This window comes from Sulfurospirillum diekertiae, assembly GCF_011769985.2.
In the GTDB taxonomy this organism is placed as follows: domain Bacteria; phylum Campylobacterota; class Campylobacteria; order Campylobacterales; family Sulfurospirillaceae; genus Sulfurospirillum; species Sulfurospirillum diekertiae.
On the sequence record NZ_CP039734.2, the window covers coordinates 1,363,911 to 1,380,837 of the forward strand.

Consider the following 16,927-nt stretch of genomic DNA (forward strand, 5'->3'; position numbering starts at 1 on the left):
CCATTACAATGAAAAACTTTGAAGATATAAAATACATTTGTGGCATTGATACCCTTTATTACTTCTGTGAGAGTTCATTAACTTATGATGATCTTTTCTTAGATATCTTAGATCAAATGGAGTGTGTCAAAGGCAAGTTTGAGAAAAAAGAGATTGAATATGACAATGCTGATATTTCTATCAGCATCAATCAGGTCACTCTTTCCTCTCTTGGAAAAAGTGAAGGTTATTATTGGTTTAAAGACATCAATGAGTTTTTTAAAATAGGATTCAAAGATACTCAAACCAATAGAGGACTTCACGATATTAGAGTTCAATTACTGGGTAATGGTATTTACACCCTAGGGATAAAATCCATTGTTGAATTTATTGATGCTATGATAGAAGGTTTTATCATTAAAGAGCATCCCATAACACGGATTGATCTAAATACATTCATTCAATACGATCTAGGCTTTATTGATAAAAGTATGTTTGTTACACGAAAACGCAATTACTCCACTATAAGTGAGATTGGAGGTGCAAATGAGATTCAAACCCTTTATGTCGGAAAACCGCCTTTTAAACTCAGGGTTTACAATAAAGCACTTGAACTCAAACAGTCTAAAAAACAAGAGGTTATGGAAGAATATTTTAGAGTCAATGGGTTTGACCTAGTGCAACCCATTTTTAATGTAGAGTTTGAGATGCACAGAAGCCATTTAAGAGCGTTTAACATCATTACCATTGATGATGCACTCAGTAATGCTCAAAAGCTCTTTAAACAAGCCATGGATGATATAAGACTCATTGATCTAAACACCATTAGTAATAAAGACATTGAGAACAATACAAAAAACCGTGCTAAGACACTTCCTATATGGGAGTTTATTAAAGAGTGTTACAGTATTGAAGATTTCTTACAAGTAACATCACCACTTGAGAGGATTAAACGAAAAGCAACAATCTATGATGATACAAGCTTTACAAAAGAGCATAAGCTCTTGATTCGTAAAGGGTTGATTAACTCTGTAACTATCACGAAAGAATTACTTATTCAAAATTTGGATGAAACAGTACAAGAGTTACATGAGCCAACGAGTCCAATGCCTAAACCGTTTCACTATCCTAAAGATTTTATACCTCTTGAGATTAAACAGTTTGATGGAACGAAACAGCATTTTAGATTACTAAGAAACGGTCAACTTATTAAACCCGTTAATGTGCTTTCAGTAACAAGACTCAGTGACTTTGAACTGCTTCAATACTTGGATGATATAACAGCAGATTTCAAAAAAGAAGGTATGGATTTCAATACTACCAATAAGCGTTATAAGGTAGCTTATGATGAAGCGGTTAGGCGTAAGTTAAAGCCTGAGATTCCGTTTTAGTGGTGGTGGCATCATGTTAATAGATCGTATAAGTAACCTTGAAAATGAAGTGAAAGCGATGAAAACAATACTTTTGAAATTGCCAACATGGTTTCCTTTAACATCAGAATTTGCGCAAGAGCATCACATGAGCATGAATGGTTTACGTAAATGGTGTTTGAAAAATTTACATCCTGATAGCTTTGTGAAACGTGGGCGGTTTTGGTATATCCATAAAAGTGAGATTGCAAATGTGCGTCCAAACATTGTATGATTTCATTGTTCTTGGCTAACTTGAAAGGAGCTTTCAAGTGGCAAGTGTATTTCAACATCCCAAAACAGGGAACGTTCTTTTAGAAAACAATGTTAACGGTAAAATAATCCGCCTATCAACGGGCAAAAAAGCTACTGGTAGACTTATTGGGTGGTATAAGGCTCGTGCAGAAGATGAGTTTTGGAAATTATATTACCAAAAACACAAAGAAGCTGATCAGCGTATGACTTTTTCTGAGTATGCAAGATACATTGTTGATATTACGCACAGTAATCGCAATGAATTTTCACAACGAGGAGAGATTAAAAAGGCTGAGAGGCTTATCAAGTATTTTGGTGATATAGCGTTAGATGATATTAAACCTTCAACCATTCAAGCATGGCAAGATACTTTTTTAAAAACTCTTGCACCTAAAACGGTGAAAGAGTATCGAAGTACGCTAAGTGTCGTGTTTAAATTTGCGTTTAATGATGATATTATCCGTAAAAATCCTCTGACACCCGTTAAATCGCCCAAATTGCCGAGACGCATCGTTGATGTCTTTAGTGAAGAAGAGCGCAAATTGCTTATAGAACATTCAAACGAACAACTTCACAACCTTATTCAGTTCGCTTTTTACAGCGGACTGAGAGCAGGGGAGATAATAGGCCTTAAATGGGAAAATATAGACTTCGAGAAAAACAAAATTGATGTCTGTATGAGAGTCCGAAAAGGTACTGTTGATCTACCCAAAGGTGACAAAATACGTTTGATTGATCTGTTACCGCAAGCGAAGCAAGCGATTCTTGTACAAAGACAGCTAACAGGGCTTTCAACCTTTGTATTTCATTCAAAAGAGGGCAAACCCTATTTTAGTGAAACAAGCATTACGCAATCTATTCAAGAGTTGTGTAAAAAACTAGGAATTGAAAGTGGTGGTGGATTGCAAAAAATGAGGCGAACGCATAACACAATGCTTAAGCAATGTGGTTTACCTCTTGATTGGATCCTTCATCAAATGGGTCATGAAACGGATGAAGTTAATCGAAATCATTATACGGGAACTATTACGGTAGATGTAAGTAAAATTATTGCGTAACTGACATTTTACTGACACTCGTACTGACACCGTGTATATTGTAGGTTGGGAATATCGTATTTTAGGGAGTTAGGGTGGTACCCTGAGGCCGGACTCGAACCGGCATATGTCTCCATACTAGATTTTGAGTCTAGCGCGTCTACCAATTTCACCACTCAGGCACTGTAAATAAGAGTTGGAATTATACAAAAAAAAGCTTAAACATCAGTAAAACTGAATGTCTAAGCTTTTTGAGGTGAAGAATTAAGCTTTTGCTACAACGTCTTTAAGTTTTTTACCAACTTTAAATTTGACAGCTGTTGTTTTAGCAACATCAACGACTCTGTTTGTACCAGGAACTCTAGCTTTTCTAGCTGCTCTTGTTGCAGTACTAAATGTACCAAAACCGATAAAGCTTACGTCTTTGCCAGCAACTAGTGCTTCGCTGATGGCTTCTAAAGCTGCATCAATAGCTTTTTGACTATCTTTTTTAGAAAGACCCGCTTTCTCAGAGACCGCTTGGATAAATTCCGCTTTTTTCATTGCTCATTCCTTAATATAAAGTGTTTGTGTGAGGATTGTACAATTTTTTTTAAAAAAAGACAATAATTTTTTTTAAAAAGTTAAAGAATATGCCCAAAAAGTCGATATTTTATACAAGGAATTAAAATTGCTTAGGTGATTAAAGAAAATCTTTGGAGTAAATCATGAGAATCACAAATTCACTTTTATTTAACACGTCAATTCGTAACTATCGTAGCGCTACAGAGAAATTGTACAATATTAATCAACAAATTGATAGTAAACTAAAGATACAAAATAGCTATGAGAACACAAGTGTCTATGTAGATGCAATGCGTCTTAATAATGAAATCGATACACTGGACCAATCTAAACAAAGCAGCTCCAAGGCTAAGACATTTGCAGACAATACAGATTCTGCGTTAAGTAGCTTTACTTCATCCTTAGATCAATTCAAATCAAAACTGGTTCAAGCATCAAGCACTTCCAACTCAACAACAAGCTTACAAGCACTTGCCAATGACTTACAAGGCATTAAAGATAATTTAGTGAGTTTAGCAAATACTTCTGTTAATGGACAATTTTTATTTTCAGGTTCAGCATTATCTCAAAAACCAATTGCAAATGATGGTACGTATCGAGGAAATTCAGAAAATTTAACCGCAGTGATAGGTTCAGGTGTTCAACTTCCCTATAATATTACAGGACAATCTCTCTTTTTAGGAAAAGATTCAGACTACAATAGAGTCGTTTCCACCAATGTATCAATGTATAATCAATCAAAATTACATCCTGATATTATGACTACAAACAGTCAAAATACTGCCTCTTCTCAAGTATATTTACAAGAGTCAGACACCATTAGAGATCTTGTTGGTGATACTAACAATAGTGCAACAGACGATGGTAAAGCGGTATTCTATCTTTCTGGTAGAAAAAGCGATGGAACGACTTTTTCAAATGTACTCTCTCTCGATACAAGTTCAAAAGTTTCTGATTTACTCCAAAGTATTGGCAATTCTTACGGTAATACAGCATCTAATAAAGTAGTTGATGTGAGCATGAATGCTCGAGGACAAATTGAAGTGAAAGATCTCAAATCGGGAAGTCAGCTTTTAGATATGAATATCTTTGGAGCCATTGATCGAAATGCTCTCCCTGGTGAGACAGGCAATGCAAAACAAATTATGAATGTAGATAATTTATTGACGCAACCAAATGTGGACATCATTGCATTCAACAAAAGTAACTACGAAACAACTGCATCAAGTCCTGATTTGACAATGCGTTCTGTTTCAGTGACTACAAATACATTTGCCATAGATTTTCCTATGCAAAATAAAACTGATTCCAGTATGACATCGACAACACTTCTGAGCAGTGTTTTTCCTTCTGATGTTGACCATTTAGATTTTGGTGCGACATCGTTTTCAACCAGTGGAAAAACCGTACAAGATTTGATGACAGCAGTTGAAACAGAATACGGGTTAGCGGCGGGTTCTGTTACTGTTTCCAACGGACGTATGTTGGTAAATGATCCTACTAATACATTTAATACCGTTATACAACCGAAAAATGCCTCCAATGTCTTAGCCCATGGTGATTCAATTCCTGACGCAATGAATTATGCGCGAAGAGGTTTTGAGAAAGACGGCAGTACACTTTCAAGCAATATTTCTCAAGTGATAAAAAGTACAAGTGATTTTGCAACGTCAAGTACAAAACTTGTTGATGTTGCAGGTGTTAATAGTTTGAATGGTAAACAAATCGTTCTCAATTTTACGGATAAAAATGGCGTACAAAGAACAGGAACGCTTAATTTAGATATTTCTAATACAACCTTTTCAGTTGATCTTGATGGCAATGGTGTTGCAACATCAGATCCTACCAATCCTGCATATAATCCTCTATCACCCAATGAAACCTTTTCTATCTATAATGGTAGCGGTGATCCTTTAAATTTAAATACAACTGCTGATAATATGACCTATCAACAGCTTAATGACCTCATTAGTATGGCAACTTCTGGTAATCTACCTAAACAAGGCGTTTCAACGGCTGCACAAACAGCCATTAATAATGCCATAGCTTTTGGTGTTGCAGGTGATGCTGCAAACCTTGCAGCACAAACAACTATTGCAAAAACGGGTATTTCTACCGAAACTGCTGGTTACATTCAAAAAGCTATTGATGCTGGTATTATCAGAGATAATCCTGCCTCTTCTCCTGCTGAAGTCACCAAAGCAACAAGTGATTATAACAATGCTATCGGCAATGCAAATCTTGCTGAATATAATTTTGCTCTAAGCACTGCAAAAAATAGTGTTGATGTAAATCTCGATTCTCAAGGTAAAATTGTTATCAAAGACAAAACATCGTCTGCATCGAAGATTGATTTTACAATGTATGATGCAAGTGCTACTGACTTTACGGGTGTCGGGAGTTCTGCTCTTACCTTTATGGCAAATAATTCGGTAACAATCTCTAATCCATCGATTGATATGTTTAAGCAACTTGATGAGATGATAGCAGCAGTGCGTACTGGTACATTTCGTATGGACTCAACATCGGATGATCCACGCAATATAGGTATTCAAAATGCATTAACACAGCTTGATCATATTGCAGATCATGTAACAAAAGCGCAAACAAAAATTGGTGCGTTAACAAATGCATTAACGGATGCAAATACACGCTCTGAAATGCTTAGCGTTAATGTAAAAGCTGTCCAAAACAGTGTTATTGGGGTTGATACAGCAGAAGCATACTTAGAATTTCAGTCAATCAATACTGCTTATCAAGCAATGTTATCGACTATGTCGAAGATAAATTCAATGTCACTGTTAGATTACATGTAATAATTTGTTATAATATCAATACTATTATTACATGTAAAGGATCTATTATCTTAAAAGAGACTTTTTTTATTATTTTTATTGCTATTGTCCTTTTCTTAGGCGTAGCAACTATTTTACCTGATGCTTCTGTAGTTGGAAAATTTGGCGCATATCTTGGAAAATTAAATCAAAATACGTTTGGTTATCTTGCTTTTGTCTATCCATTTTTGTTGATTTTACCTTCTTTTACACTTTACAAAGAGAGTAAACTTACAGAACGTCGTATTGGAGTCTTCCTTGCTTCAATGATTCTTCTATTTGCTTTTTTAATGGCTCAATCTATTATTATCAAAAACGAATTACATGGTACGTTTGGTCGATCAATCGTTGATATGTTAATGGCTTCTATTGGTATTATGGGAGTCTGGCTTTTTATTGTTGCTATTTTTTTACTTTCAATGACACTGCTTGTTGAGTCAAGCATTAGTGATTTTCTAACCTTTATGAAACCAGCATTTACCAAAACAAAAATTAAAGAGTATAAGGGTGAAGAGGAAGAAAGGTCTGTTGCAGAAGAAAAAAAGACAAAAAATAGTAAAAAACAGACATCTCTTAGTGAGCATAAAATCATTTTAAATGATGATATTCCAGATGAAAATCCAGCTATTATCGCGCCTCTTTATCCTGAAAATGAAGAGCCTCACAAGCCACTTGTTCGCCTTAAAAGTGCTAAAAAAGTCGAGATTCTCAGTGAAGTTGCGGAAAATACCAAGTTACTTTCAGAAATTGATCAAGGTGAATGTGACAAACCCAAAGATTTTAAACTACCACCGCTCTCTTTTTTAGCCAATCCTCCTGCAAAAGCGGTACATGTAAACGAGAGTGAGATCGATCAAAAGATTCAAGACTTATTGGAAAAACTCAGACGCTTTAAAATTGAAGGCGACGTGGTTCGTACGTATTCAGGTCCTGTGGTTACGACGTTTGAATTCAAACCAGCACCTCATGTCAAAGTTTCGCGTATTTTAACCCTTCAAGATGACCTCGCAATGGCATTAAAAGCAAAAACCATTCGTATTCAAGCTCCAATTCCAGGCAAAGATGTTGTGGGAATTGAAGTACCCAATCAAAAGATCGAAACCATTTATCTCAAAGAAATTTTAGAAAGTGACATCTTTAAGAAGTCTTCATCACCGCTCACCATCGCGCTAGGTAAAGATATTGTTGGCAATGCTTTTGTCACCGATTTGAAAAAGTTACCACACTTACTGATTGCAGGAACAACGGGTAGTGGTAAAAGTGTGGGTATTAATGCAATGTTACTTTCTCTTTTATACCGCAATTCACCCGATACGTTACGTTTTTTGATGATTGATCCAAAAATGTTGGAATTTTCGATTTATAATGATATTCCTCATCTTTTAACACCTGTTATCACAAAGCCTAAACAAGCCATTATTGCTCTTGCCAATATGGTCAGTGAGATGGAGCGACGTTATCAAATTATGAGTCGTTCTAAAACTAAAAATATTGAAAATTACAATGAAAAAGCCAAGAGTATTGGCGTCGAACCACTTCCTTATATTGTCATTATTATTGATGAATTAGCTGACCTTATGATGACCAGTGGCAAAGATGTTGAATTTTATATAGCACGTTTGGCACAAATGGCACGCGCAAGTGGTATTCACATTATTGTTGCGACACAAAGACCATCTGTTGATGTAGTAACGGGTCTTATTAAAGCAAACTTACCTTCTAGAATTAGTTTTAAAGTAGGGCAAAAAATCGACTCAAAAGTCATTTTGGATGCCATGGGAGCTGATTCATTGCTTGGAAATGGCGATATGCTTTTTACTCCTCCAGGCACTTCTGGACTCATCCGTTTGCATGCCCCATACACCAGTGAAGATGAGATTGACCGAGTGGTTGAATACCTCAAGAAACAGCGCCCTGTCGTATATGACGAGAGTTTTCTTAAAGAGAGCGAAGAGGGCTTTTCTTCTTCATCAGGAAGCAAAGAAAGTGGTGAATTGGATGAGCTTTTTGATGACGCAAAAGCCATTGTCCTTAATGAAAGAAAGAGCTCAATTTCTTATATTCAAAGAAGATTAAATATTGGCTATAATAGAGCTGCAACGATTGTAGAGCAACTGGAAGCCATGGGGATCCTTTCATCTCAAAATGCTAAAGGTCAGCGCGAAATCATTGTTTAACGAATCAATCACATACAAGGAGTCAGTCACAATGAGTTTTTTCCAAGCGTATGAAGCAGAAGTGAATGAAAGAGCAAAGTTAGGTGTTCCTCCTTTGCCTCTTGATGCCAAAAAAACAGCAGAGGTAGTCGAGCTTTTAAAAAAAGAGGAAGGTGATCAAGCCTTCTTAAGTGATCTTCTCGCAAATAGAGTTCCACCAGGAGTAGATGAAGCCGCTTACGTAAAAGCAGCTTTCTTGAATGATGTGGCTCAAAAAAAAGTTACATGTAAAGCAATTTCACCTGTTTATGCCATTGAACTTTTGGGAACTATGTTTGGTGGATATAACGTTCAACCTCTTGTCGATGCTCTTAGTTCAAAAGACGATGCCGTTGCGCGTGCAGCTTGCAATGCTCTAAAACATACTGTGCTTGTTTATAGCTCATTTAATGATATTGAAACTTTAGCAAAAATAAATGTCTATGCTAAAGAAGTGATGACTTCTTGGGCAAATGCAGAATGGTTTACAACAAAACCAACTATCTCAGAAAAAATTACCGTAGCCGTTTTAAAAGTATCAGGTGAGACCAATACCGATGATCTTAGCCCTGCAAGTGAAGCGTTTACGAGAAGTGATATTCCTCTCCATGCTAATGCAATGCTGGTTAAAAGACTTCCCGGTTCCAATGAAAAAATTAAAGAGTTGATTGCAAAAGGGTATGAAGTTGCCTATGTCGGTGATGTTGTAGGAACAGGAAGTAGTCGAAAATCAGGTATTAATTCTATCCAATGGTGGATGGGACGTGAAATCCCCAACGTTCCAAATAAAAAAACAGGTGGTTTAATCTTAGGTTCAACCATCGCACCAATCTTTTTTAACACGGCAGAAGACAGTGGTGCATTACCGATCGAAGTCAATGTTGAAGGCTTAGAAACAGGTGATTTGATTGATGTCTATCCTTTAGCTGGGAAAATTGAGAAAAATGGTAAAGTGGTTGCAACATTTAAACTTTCACCAAATACCCTAGCAGACGAGTATCGTGCTGGCGGTAGAATTCCTCTTATCATTGGTCGAGGATTGACTACAAAAGCTAGAATAAGTCTTGGAATGGGTGCAGAAAATATTTTTGCAAAACCAGAACAACCAAGCGAACAAAAAGGGGTAGGGTATACACTTGCGCAAAAAATGGTCGGACGTGCCTGCGGAGTTGAAGGTGTTCGTGCCGGTATGTATGTTGAACCACATACACTTACCGTCGGAAGTCAAGATACCACAGGACCAATGACCAGAGATGAGATCAAAGAGCTTGCTGCTCTTGGCTTTAGTGCTGACCTTGTCATGCAAAGTTTCTGTCATACTGCCGCTTATCCAAAACCGAGCGATGTTAAACTTCACCATACGTTACCCGCATTTATCACTTCTCGATCAGGTGTTAGCCTTAAAGCAGGAGATGGCGTTATCCATTCCTGGCTTAACCGTATGGTCCTTCCCGACACAGTAGGAACGGGTGGAGATAGCCATACTCGTTTCCCAATTGGTATTTCGTTCCCAGCGGGTTCTGGTCTCGTTGCCTTTGCTGCCGTTACAGGGAGTATGCCTCTTAATATGCCTGAATCAGTCTTGGTGCGTTTTAAAGGTGAAATGCAACCAGGTATTACCCTTCGTGACCTTGTCAATGCTATTCCTTACTATGCAATTAAAAAAGGGTTGCTCACTGTTCCAAAGAAAAACAAAAAAAATATCTTTGCAGGACGTATTTTAGAGATCGAAGGGCTTCCAAAACTTAAGGTTGAACAAGCGTTTGAGCTTAGTGATGCAAGTGCTGAGAGAAGTGCAGCAGCATGTGCTGTAGCATTAGATGTTGAGCCAATCGTTGAATACCTTAAATCGAACATTACGTTGCTTGAAGCAATGATTAAAGCAGGCTATCAAGATGCTAAAACTTTGCAAAGACGTGCCGATAAAATGAAAGCATGGATCAAAGATCCTAAACTTCTTAAAGCGGATGCCAATGCGCAGTACGCTGAAGTCATTGAAATCAATCTTAACGAAATCAAAGAGCCAATTCTCGCTTGTCCAAATGATCCCGATGATGTTGCAACCCTCAGTGAAATTCTTGCAGATGATAATCGCCCTAAAAAAATCGATGAAGTCTTTGTTGGAAGTTGTATGACAAACATTGGTCACTATAGAGCCCTTGGTGAGGTTCTTCAAGGCGAAGGAAAAGTTCCTACTACCCTTTGGGTCGCACCACCTACCAAAATGGATAAAGATCAACTGACAGCAGAGGGTTATTATTCTATTTTTGGTACTTCTGGTGCTCGTATTGAAATTCCAGGTTGTTCTCTCTGTATGGGTAACCAAGCCAATGTTAAAGAAGGTGCTGTTGTCTTTTCAACATCCACCAGAAACTTCGATAACCGTATGGGACCAAACTCTAAAGTTTATTTGGGTAGCGCAGAATTAGCAGCTCTATGTGCACTTCTAGGCAGGCTTCCAAGTGTTGAAGAGTATATGAGTTTAGTGCCTAAAAAATTGGCGGGTAAGACCGATAAAGTCTACAAGTATCTCAATTTTAATCTCATAGAAAATTACGAACTCGTCAATTAATACCTCAAAAGCCACTCAAAAAGAGTGGTTTTTACTTTTTACATGTAAGGACTCTTTTGACTATACAAAAAAATTGTATCGTAACACTCGACTACACTGTTTTTGACACTGAGAATAACCTTTTGGACAGTGGCGCACAATCACTTGTGTATCTTCATGGCGGATACGGTGATATATTTGAAAAAATTGAAAAAGCCTTGGAAGGCAAAAGTGTAGGAGAGAGTATTCATATGCAATTGTCTCCTAAAGAAGCATTTGGTGAGTATAAACAAGAACTTGTATTTGTTGAAGAACGAAATATGTTTGAAGATGATCTTGCAGTAGGGCAAAATGTTGAAATGGTTTTTAGTGAAGATGCCGATGATGAGATGATGCTTTCGTATACAGTCATTGAAATTTTAGAAGATCGCGTTATCTTGGATGCAAATCATCCTCTTGCTGGTGTAACAATCATATTTGATGGAACGGTCATTGGTCTGCGCGAGGCCACAACTGATGAAATTGAGAAAAGACTCTTCAGTCACGAAGAGTCCTTATCTGCCATGCAACATTAACGCAATTTTTCTTCCAAATTCTCAACCACTTGGTGCATTTTATACAGTGAATCAGGGTTTAATGAGATCGAATCTATCCCATTTTTAACTAAAAACTCCGTAATTTCAGGATAATCAGAAGGTGCTTGCCCGCAAATACCAATGTATTTTCCTCTTGCTTTACACGCATCAATCGCCATTTTTAGCATTTTGGTCACAGCTGGATTACGTTCGTTAAAGATATGAGCAATCATTCCACTCTCCCTATCCACTCCTAAGATAAGTTGGGTAAGATCATTTGATCCAATCGAATAGCCATCAAAGATATTTAAAAAGTCATCGGCTATGATAACATTGGCAGGTATCTCGCACATCGCGTAAATTTTAAGTCCATTCACACCTTGTATTAAACCTTGGGTATTCATGATGCCGATAACTTTCTGTCCTTCTTCAGGTGTACGCACAAAAGGAAGCATGATGACAACATTGGTAAGACCCATATCATCTCGTACACGCTTGAGTGCTTCACACTCCCACGCATAAGCCTCCTTGTAACTTTCATCATAGTATCTACTTGCTCCACGAAAGCCTATCATTGGATTTTCTTCGACTGCTTCGAACGCCAGACCTCCTAGCATATTGCGATATTCGTTGCTTTTAAAATCACTGGTGCGAATGATGACGGGTTTGGGATAAAACGCCGCGGCAATCATCCCAACACCTTCACTGATTTTTTGGAGAAAAAACTCTTTAGCATCGATGTAGGGGCTCATAAAAGCTCTAATGGCATCCTCATCTTGCACAGGATTTCTTTTGTGCATATTCACCAGTGCCATCGGATGAGCATTAATGGAATGGGTCATAATAAACTCCATTCGAGCAAGGCCTACACCATCATTTGGCATTTTGGCAAGATTCAACGCTTCAGCAGGGTTACCCACATTCATCATTAGTTTGGTCTTCGTCTGCTTTAAAGAACTGAGGTCTATCGTTTTACATGTAAAGGCAATTTCACCCTCGTATATATGTCCTTCATCGCCCTGTGCACAACTAACGGTTACTTTTTGAGTATTGCTTAACACTTCGGTTGCATTGCCACACCCGACCACCGCTGGCACGCCGATCTCACGCGCAACGATAGCAGCATGACACGTTCTGCTACCTCTGTTGGTGACAACGGCTGAAGCTTTTTTCATAATAGGTTCCCAATCAGGATTGGTTGTGTCGGCAACCAAAATATCACCTTCTTTAAATAAAGCAAACTCAGAAGTTTTATGGATAATTTTGACCTCACCGCTGCCAATTTTTTCACCTATCGCACGACCAGAAGTGATAAGTTTTATATCTTTGGTGCGATTCAGCGTATATTTTTCGATGGTAATACTGTTTTGAAGCCGGCTCTGAACTGTTTCAGGACGTGCTTGAACGATATAGAGTTTGCCATCTAAACCATCTTTCGCCCACTCAATGTCCATTGGACGTTTATAATACTCTTCAATAATCAGTGCTTGATGCGCTAGAATCAACACTTCCGTATCCGTAATGGAAAAATGATTTTGCTCTTCCTCTGTTGTGGGAACATTGATAGTATGAGCTTCATCGCTGTAAAGCATTTTCTCTTTTTTACTGCCTAAAGAGCGTTTTAAAATGGTATTGATCCCTTTTTTAAGGGTTGGTTTAAAAACAAAAAACTCATCAGCATTGACTTTACCACTAACGACATTTTCACCCAATCCCCAGATAGCATTAATTAAAATAAGATTTTCTGAGCCGCTCTCTGTATCAATGGTAAACATAATACCACTACTAGCAAGATCACTTCGTACCATCTTCTGTATGCCAACAGAAAGGGCAACTTTAAAATGGTCAAACCCTCGACTTGTTCGATAACTAATGGCACGATCTGTAAATAACGAAGCGTAGCACTGTTTCACACTTTGTAAAAGTTTTTCAGATGTATTGATATTGAGAAAGGTCTCTTGTTGCCCTGCAAAACTAGCATCAGGTAGATCTTCGGCTGTTCCAGATGAACGCACAGCAACATCAATATGTTCTGAACCATATTCTTGAGAGAGCATATGATAAGCACTTTCAATCTCTTGGATAAGCTCATTAGGCAGTGTTGAAGCCAAGATAAGCTCTCTGATGGCAAGACCACGCTTTTGAAGTGAAAGCGTATCTGAAATATCTAGGTTTGCTAAAAGCTTTTCGATTTTTTCTTTGATACCGTTTTCTTTAAGTAACAGATGGTAAGCCTCGCTGGTTGTCGCAAAACCATTGGGAACTTTGATGCCTTTGGTAGATAGCTTTTGGTACATTTCACCGAGACTTGCGTTTTTCCCGCCTACAAGGGGAATATCGCTGATATGGAGTTCATTGAAGAAACGAATATAACGCATAATAACCTCCCATAAGAAAAGTTATATCTATGGTAGCACAAAATAGAATCAGGAGTGCTATAAAAAAGAGATTACATGTAAAGTGAAAATGAAGAGTATTTCAAAAGTCCAGAGGACTTTTGAAACGGATAGAAGTAAATAGCAACATCTTTAGAAGCTATACATGATAGACAAGTATCCAGCCACTTGATAATGGTCATCCACAATAGGGCTTTTATAAATTGTGCTGTCAAATCTCTTGTATTCGACATTGGCAATGATCGACCATGTCTCACTAAAGGCAAAGATTTGCGTTAAGCCAATAAAAGGGTTGAGGGCACCATCGGCATGGTAACTTGGACGTGCGAAGGTTGCCTCTTTATCTTTGACACCGTAGTAATAATTGCTTTTCTTATCACTGAGGTATTCTGCGCCCGCATAGAGTGACAGACCTGAATTTCTTGTCTCAAAAAGTGTGTAGTTATACGCTGCATTAAAGGTATAGCCATCTGTGGTACCGCTGACATCACGCGAAACAGTACCGCTTAAAAAACTATTCTCAAAATTGTATTTCATTCTGAGTCCGCCTTCTAAGGACATATTCCGATTGTCCATACCTTTTAACTCATTACTATCTTTGCCTTTATAGCCTGCAAGTACAGGAAGGACTATAACTCCAATTTGAAGTGTTTTGGTATCGTAAAAATTGTATCCCATATTGATACCTTCAATAAAAGCACTTTTGTACGTAAGCTCAATATCGGGTAAGGGCATTGTAACACTTGAAACGCCTTTGTAAGGGCTTGTACTCGTTGTTGCACCCACACCTACTTGTAGCGACAAGTCATCACTAGTTGCACATAGGTGAGTCAGCAAAACACAGGACACTAAAATTAGCTTATTCTTCATCATCGAATCTCCATTGTCGTTTAAATGCTGAAAGTGTATATAAGCGTGATATTTTTTTATAGTAAAAAAGCGAACAAAGAGTTTGGCTATTTAGTATATAATTCGATGATTGTTTTAAGCTTTTTGAAGGAAGAAAATGTTTGTAGATACGGGAATGCCGCCTCATGGCGATTACACAAAAGCATTTCCAAAAACTCCATCTCTGTTACCTTATATTCATTCATATGTCTCTATCATCAGTGCAGTAGAAGATACCCGTGAGCAGTATATTACACGCTTTTTCCCCTCCTTTATGACGCAGTTTGTCTTTGATTTTTATGGAAGTTTGAATGAAGTTATTGAAGAAGGAAGTATACAGCTTGATATTGACAAAGGAACCTATGTAAAAAGCGGCATTGGCACATGGATGGACTTTTTTCAAAAAGAAAGTTTATCGTCTAAACGATTAGTCAAAAGCTTTAAAGTAACGCTCTATCCGCATGTCCTCTACGAAGTATTTGGTATTTCACCTTTTGAAATTCGAAATGAAGATCTGAGTATCAACGATATATGGGGAAAATACGAAGGAGAATTGCTTTTTGAAGAGTTAGAGTCTATGCCCACAGGAGATGGGATGATTGAAGTTTTTGAGCGTTATTTTATGAAGCAATTATCAAAAAAATATTGTTTTCAAAAAAATATTTCAAATTATCTTATGGGTGGACATGATTATCCTTCTTTAAAATTATTATCGCAAGAGTGCGGTTACAGTGAAAGGTGGATCCAGAAACAATATCTTGAAGTCTTTGGAGAATCCTTTAAGCACATTCATAATAATGCACGATTTATCAAAACATTAAGGATGATGAATAGCGCTGTTTTACGAGGTGAAAGTCATCTTAAATTTGTCTCCATAGCGTACGAGTGTGGCTATTTTGATCAGACACATTTTATTAAAGAGTTCAAAAAATTTACAGGACTCACGCCCTCTTATTATTTTCATACATTTAGAGACAAAATTCCACTTTCGTGGCTTTGGTAACTATTTAAAGTGATCGCTTCTGCTTATACCAACTATTTGCACATACCCATGTCGTTCCTAGCAAAATAAGCGATGCAAACCAAAAAGAGGCATAAGGGTGTAAAAATTGGTTCATCCCATATGCGAGCATCGGCCCAAGCGCCGCACCAAAGTCAATGAGTAACGAGTAGGTTGTCATTATTTTAATTCTTGCTCCATTGTTTGATGCCGTATCAGCAGCTAAAGCATCAGCAATAGTTGTAAGTGAAGTTGCCGTAGCTTGGAGTAAAAGAAGTATTCCAATCCATATCCAAAAAGGCAGATCAAAAGAGACCAACGCAAATGAAATACTTGCTAATACTGTTGAGATAAGAAGAAGAGGGTATCGACCCACATTTCCATCCGTCAAACTACCAAATAAGGGAGCTAGAAATGGTTCAAATCCCCAACGAATCGCTTGCAGTATGCCCGCAAGTGAAGAAGCTCCAATGAGACATCCAAAAATTAAGACAACAGAGCCGTTGTGAATTTCAATCAAGTATGAAAGTGTGGATGTTACAATTCCTTGATAAATCAAAGCAAAAAACATCCCAACACCTAAAACGGATAGGACATTACGATGCTTCCACAAAGAGAAGTGTCGCTCACTTTCGACATGCTCAGAAACCATCCCTTGATGGGTTGGCTTAATAACGATAAAAACAATAGGCAAACAACAGAGTGTTACAAGACTAAAAATAATTGATGTGGGCAATAAACCATAAATATCTGCTAAAAATCCTCCAACGAGCATTCCCACTAAACTTCCAAGGCGATACAATCCATTGTAAAGCCCCATACTTTTGCCTCTAGTCGTATCTGTAGCATATTCCAAAATCGTAAAATAAGCTCCCAGTCGCAAAAATCCCCACGCAATTCCCCAAAAGCAGCGTGCAATCAAAAGGGCAATGAAGCCATGCATTAAACCATAAGAGAGGGTTGTTAAAAATGCCAATAGCACAGCGATTAACACGCCCGTACGCGCACTGATTTTGGTGTAAAGCCATCCGATGAGAGGATTGAGAGGAAGTCTGATTAAACGGTTGATGGAGAGTAAAATACCCACTTGCCATAAAGAGGTAAGCCCAGCTTCTTCAAAGTGAGTAGGTAAAACAACGTAGAGCATTGAATCACCCACCAAACAAACAGCTGTAAGCAGGGCAATGATCACGATAGGTTTTTTGTGAAAAGTTTGAAGCGTTTCAGGTTGCATAAAAACCAGC

12 protein-coding genes and 1 tRNA gene are annotated in these 16,927 nt (G+C 37.8%); 8 read left to right on the forward strand and 5 right to left on the reverse strand.

Translation table 11 applies throughout. From position 1 onward, the window contains the following. Window positions 1-8 precede the first annotated feature (8 nt). From FA584_RS07045 to FA584_RS07055, 3 genes are read left to right on the forward strand one after another with little or no spacing between them, the layout of a single operon-like run. Entirely contained in the window at window positions 9-1,370 is a 1,362-nt protein-coding gene (locus FA584_RS07045; protein ID WP_167748983.1) for a hypothetical protein, read from the forward strand. 13 nt (window positions 1,371-1,383) lie between these two features. Continuing rightward, window positions 1,384-1,623 (forward strand): hypothetical protein, encoded by a 240-nt coding sequence (locus tag FA584_RS07050; RefSeq protein ID WP_167748984.1) that lies wholly within the window; start codon window positions 1,384-1,386, stop codon window positions 1,621-1,623. A gap of 37 nt (window positions 1,624-1,660) precedes the next feature. Next, complete coding sequence (locus FA584_RS07055) at window positions 1,661-2,701, forward strand: tyrosine-type recombinase/integrase (protein WP_167748985.1); 1,041 nt, start codon at window positions 1,661-1,663, stop codon at window positions 2,699-2,701. A gap of 79 nt (window positions 2,702-2,780) precedes the next feature. On the opposite strand, the gene FA584_RS07060 is transcribed toward FA584_RS07055, so the two are convergent. Then, a tRNA-Leu gene (locus tag FA584_RS07060) sits at window positions 2,781-2,862 on the reverse strand. A gap of 82 nt (window positions 2,863-2,944) precedes the next feature. Then, on the reverse strand, window positions 2,945-3,223 hold the full coding sequence (locus FA584_RS07065; RefSeq protein ID WP_087438656.1) for an HU family DNA-binding protein: 279 nt from the start codon (window positions 3,221-3,223) through the stop codon (window positions 2,945-2,947). A gap of 164 nt (window positions 3,224-3,387) precedes the next feature. Between FA584_RS07065 and FA584_RS07070 the strand changes: the two genes are divergently transcribed. The 4 genes from FA584_RS07070 (at window position 3,388) to FA584_RS07085 (ending at window position 11,399) form a co-directional block, all read left to right on the forward strand. Then, complete coding sequence (locus tag FA584_RS07070) at window positions 3,388-6,060, forward strand: flagellin N-terminal helical domain-containing protein (protein ID WP_167748986.1); 2,673 nt, start codon at window positions 3,388-3,390, stop codon at window positions 6,058-6,060. A gap of 83 nt (window positions 6,061-6,143) precedes the next feature. Next, window positions 6,144-8,255 (forward strand): FtsK/SpoIIIE family DNA translocase, encoded by a 2,112-nt coding sequence (locus FA584_RS07075; RefSeq protein WP_369805713.1) that lies wholly within the window; start codon window positions 6,144-6,146, stop codon window positions 8,253-8,255. Between the two features lie 31 nt (window positions 8,256-8,286). Further along, entirely contained in the window at window positions 8,287-10,845 is a 2,559-nt protein-coding gene (acnB, locus tag FA584_RS07080; RefSeq protein ID WP_167748987.1) for a bifunctional aconitate hydratase 2/2-methylisocitrate dehydratase, read from the forward strand. 56 nt (window positions 10,846-10,901) lie between these two features. Next, a complete protein-coding gene (locus FA584_RS07085) occupies window positions 10,902-11,399 on the forward strand; it encodes an FKBP-type peptidyl-prolyl cis-trans isomerase (RefSeq protein WP_167748988.1) in 498 nt (165 codons plus the stop codon). Here the strand turns inward: FA584_RS07085 and ppsA are convergent. Both ppsA and FA584_RS07095 read right to left on the reverse strand, forming a co-directional pair. Beyond that, complete coding sequence (gene ppsA / locus FA584_RS07090; protein WP_167748989.1) at window positions 11,396-13,777, reverse strand: phosphoenolpyruvate synthase; 2,382 nt, start codon at window positions 13,775-13,777, stop codon at window positions 11,396-11,398. The genes FA584_RS07085 and ppsA overlap by 4 nt on opposite strands. 150 nt (window positions 13,778-13,927) lie before the next feature. Then, window positions 13,928-14,665: a MipA/OmpV family protein gene (locus FA584_RS07095; protein ID WP_191342033.1), complete on the reverse strand. Its 738-nt coding sequence runs from the start codon at window positions 14,663-14,665 to the stop codon at window positions 13,928-13,930. Window positions 14,666-14,801: 136 nt separating this feature from the next. Here FA584_RS07095 and FA584_RS07100 point away from each other — a divergent pair, with 136 nt between their 5' ends. Then, window positions 14,802-15,686 (forward strand): helix-turn-helix transcriptional regulator, encoded by an 885-nt coding sequence (locus FA584_RS07100; protein WP_087438663.1) that lies wholly within the window; start codon window positions 14,802-14,804, stop codon window positions 15,684-15,686. Window positions 15,687-15,690: 4 nt separating this feature from the next. On the opposite strand, the gene FA584_RS07105 is transcribed toward FA584_RS07100, so the two are convergent. Further along, the gene (locus FA584_RS07105; RefSeq protein ID WP_167748991.1) at window positions 15,691-16,917 is read right to left on the reverse strand and encodes an MFS transporter; all 1,227 of its coding nucleotides are present in this window, start codon (window positions 16,915-16,917) and stop codon (window positions 15,691-15,693) included. Window positions 16,918-16,927: the final 10 nt, after the last annotated feature.

Bases quoted from the DNA above. Each gene is read 5' to 3' on its own strand.
- FA584_RS07105 (WP_167748991.1), bottom strand. From the start codon at position 16,917: ATGCAACCTGAAACGCTTCAAACTTTTCACAAAAAACCTATCGTGATC.
- FA584_RS07050 (WP_167748984.1), top strand. From the start codon at position 1,384: ATGTTAATAGATCGTATAAGTAACCTTGAAAATGAAGTGAAAGCGATG.
- FA584_RS07045 (WP_167748983.1), top strand. From the start codon at position 9: ATGAAAAACTTTGAAGATATAAAATACATTTGTGGCATTGATACCCTT.
- acnB (WP_167748987.1), top strand. From the start codon at position 8,287: ATGAGTTTTTTCCAAGCGTATGAAGCAGAAGTGAATGAAAGAGCAAAG.
- FA584_RS07065 (WP_087438656.1), bottom strand. From the start codon at position 3,223: ATGAAAAAAGCGGAATTTATCCAAGCGGTCTCTGAGAAAGCGGGTCTT.
- ppsA (WP_167748989.1), bottom strand. From the start codon at position 13,777: ATGCGTTATATTCGTTTCTTCAATGAACTCCATATCAGCGATATTCCC.
- FA584_RS07070 (WP_167748986.1), top strand. From the start codon at position 3,388: ATGAGAATCACAAATTCACTTTTATTTAACACGTCAATTCGTAACTAT.
- FA584_RS07100 (WP_087438663.1), top strand. From the start codon at position 14,802: ATGTTTGTAGATACGGGAATGCCGCCTCATGGCGATTACACAAAAGCA.
- FA584_RS07095 (WP_191342033.1), bottom strand. From the start codon at position 14,665: ATGAAGAATAAGCTAATTTTAGTGTCCTGTGTTTTGCTGACTCACCTA.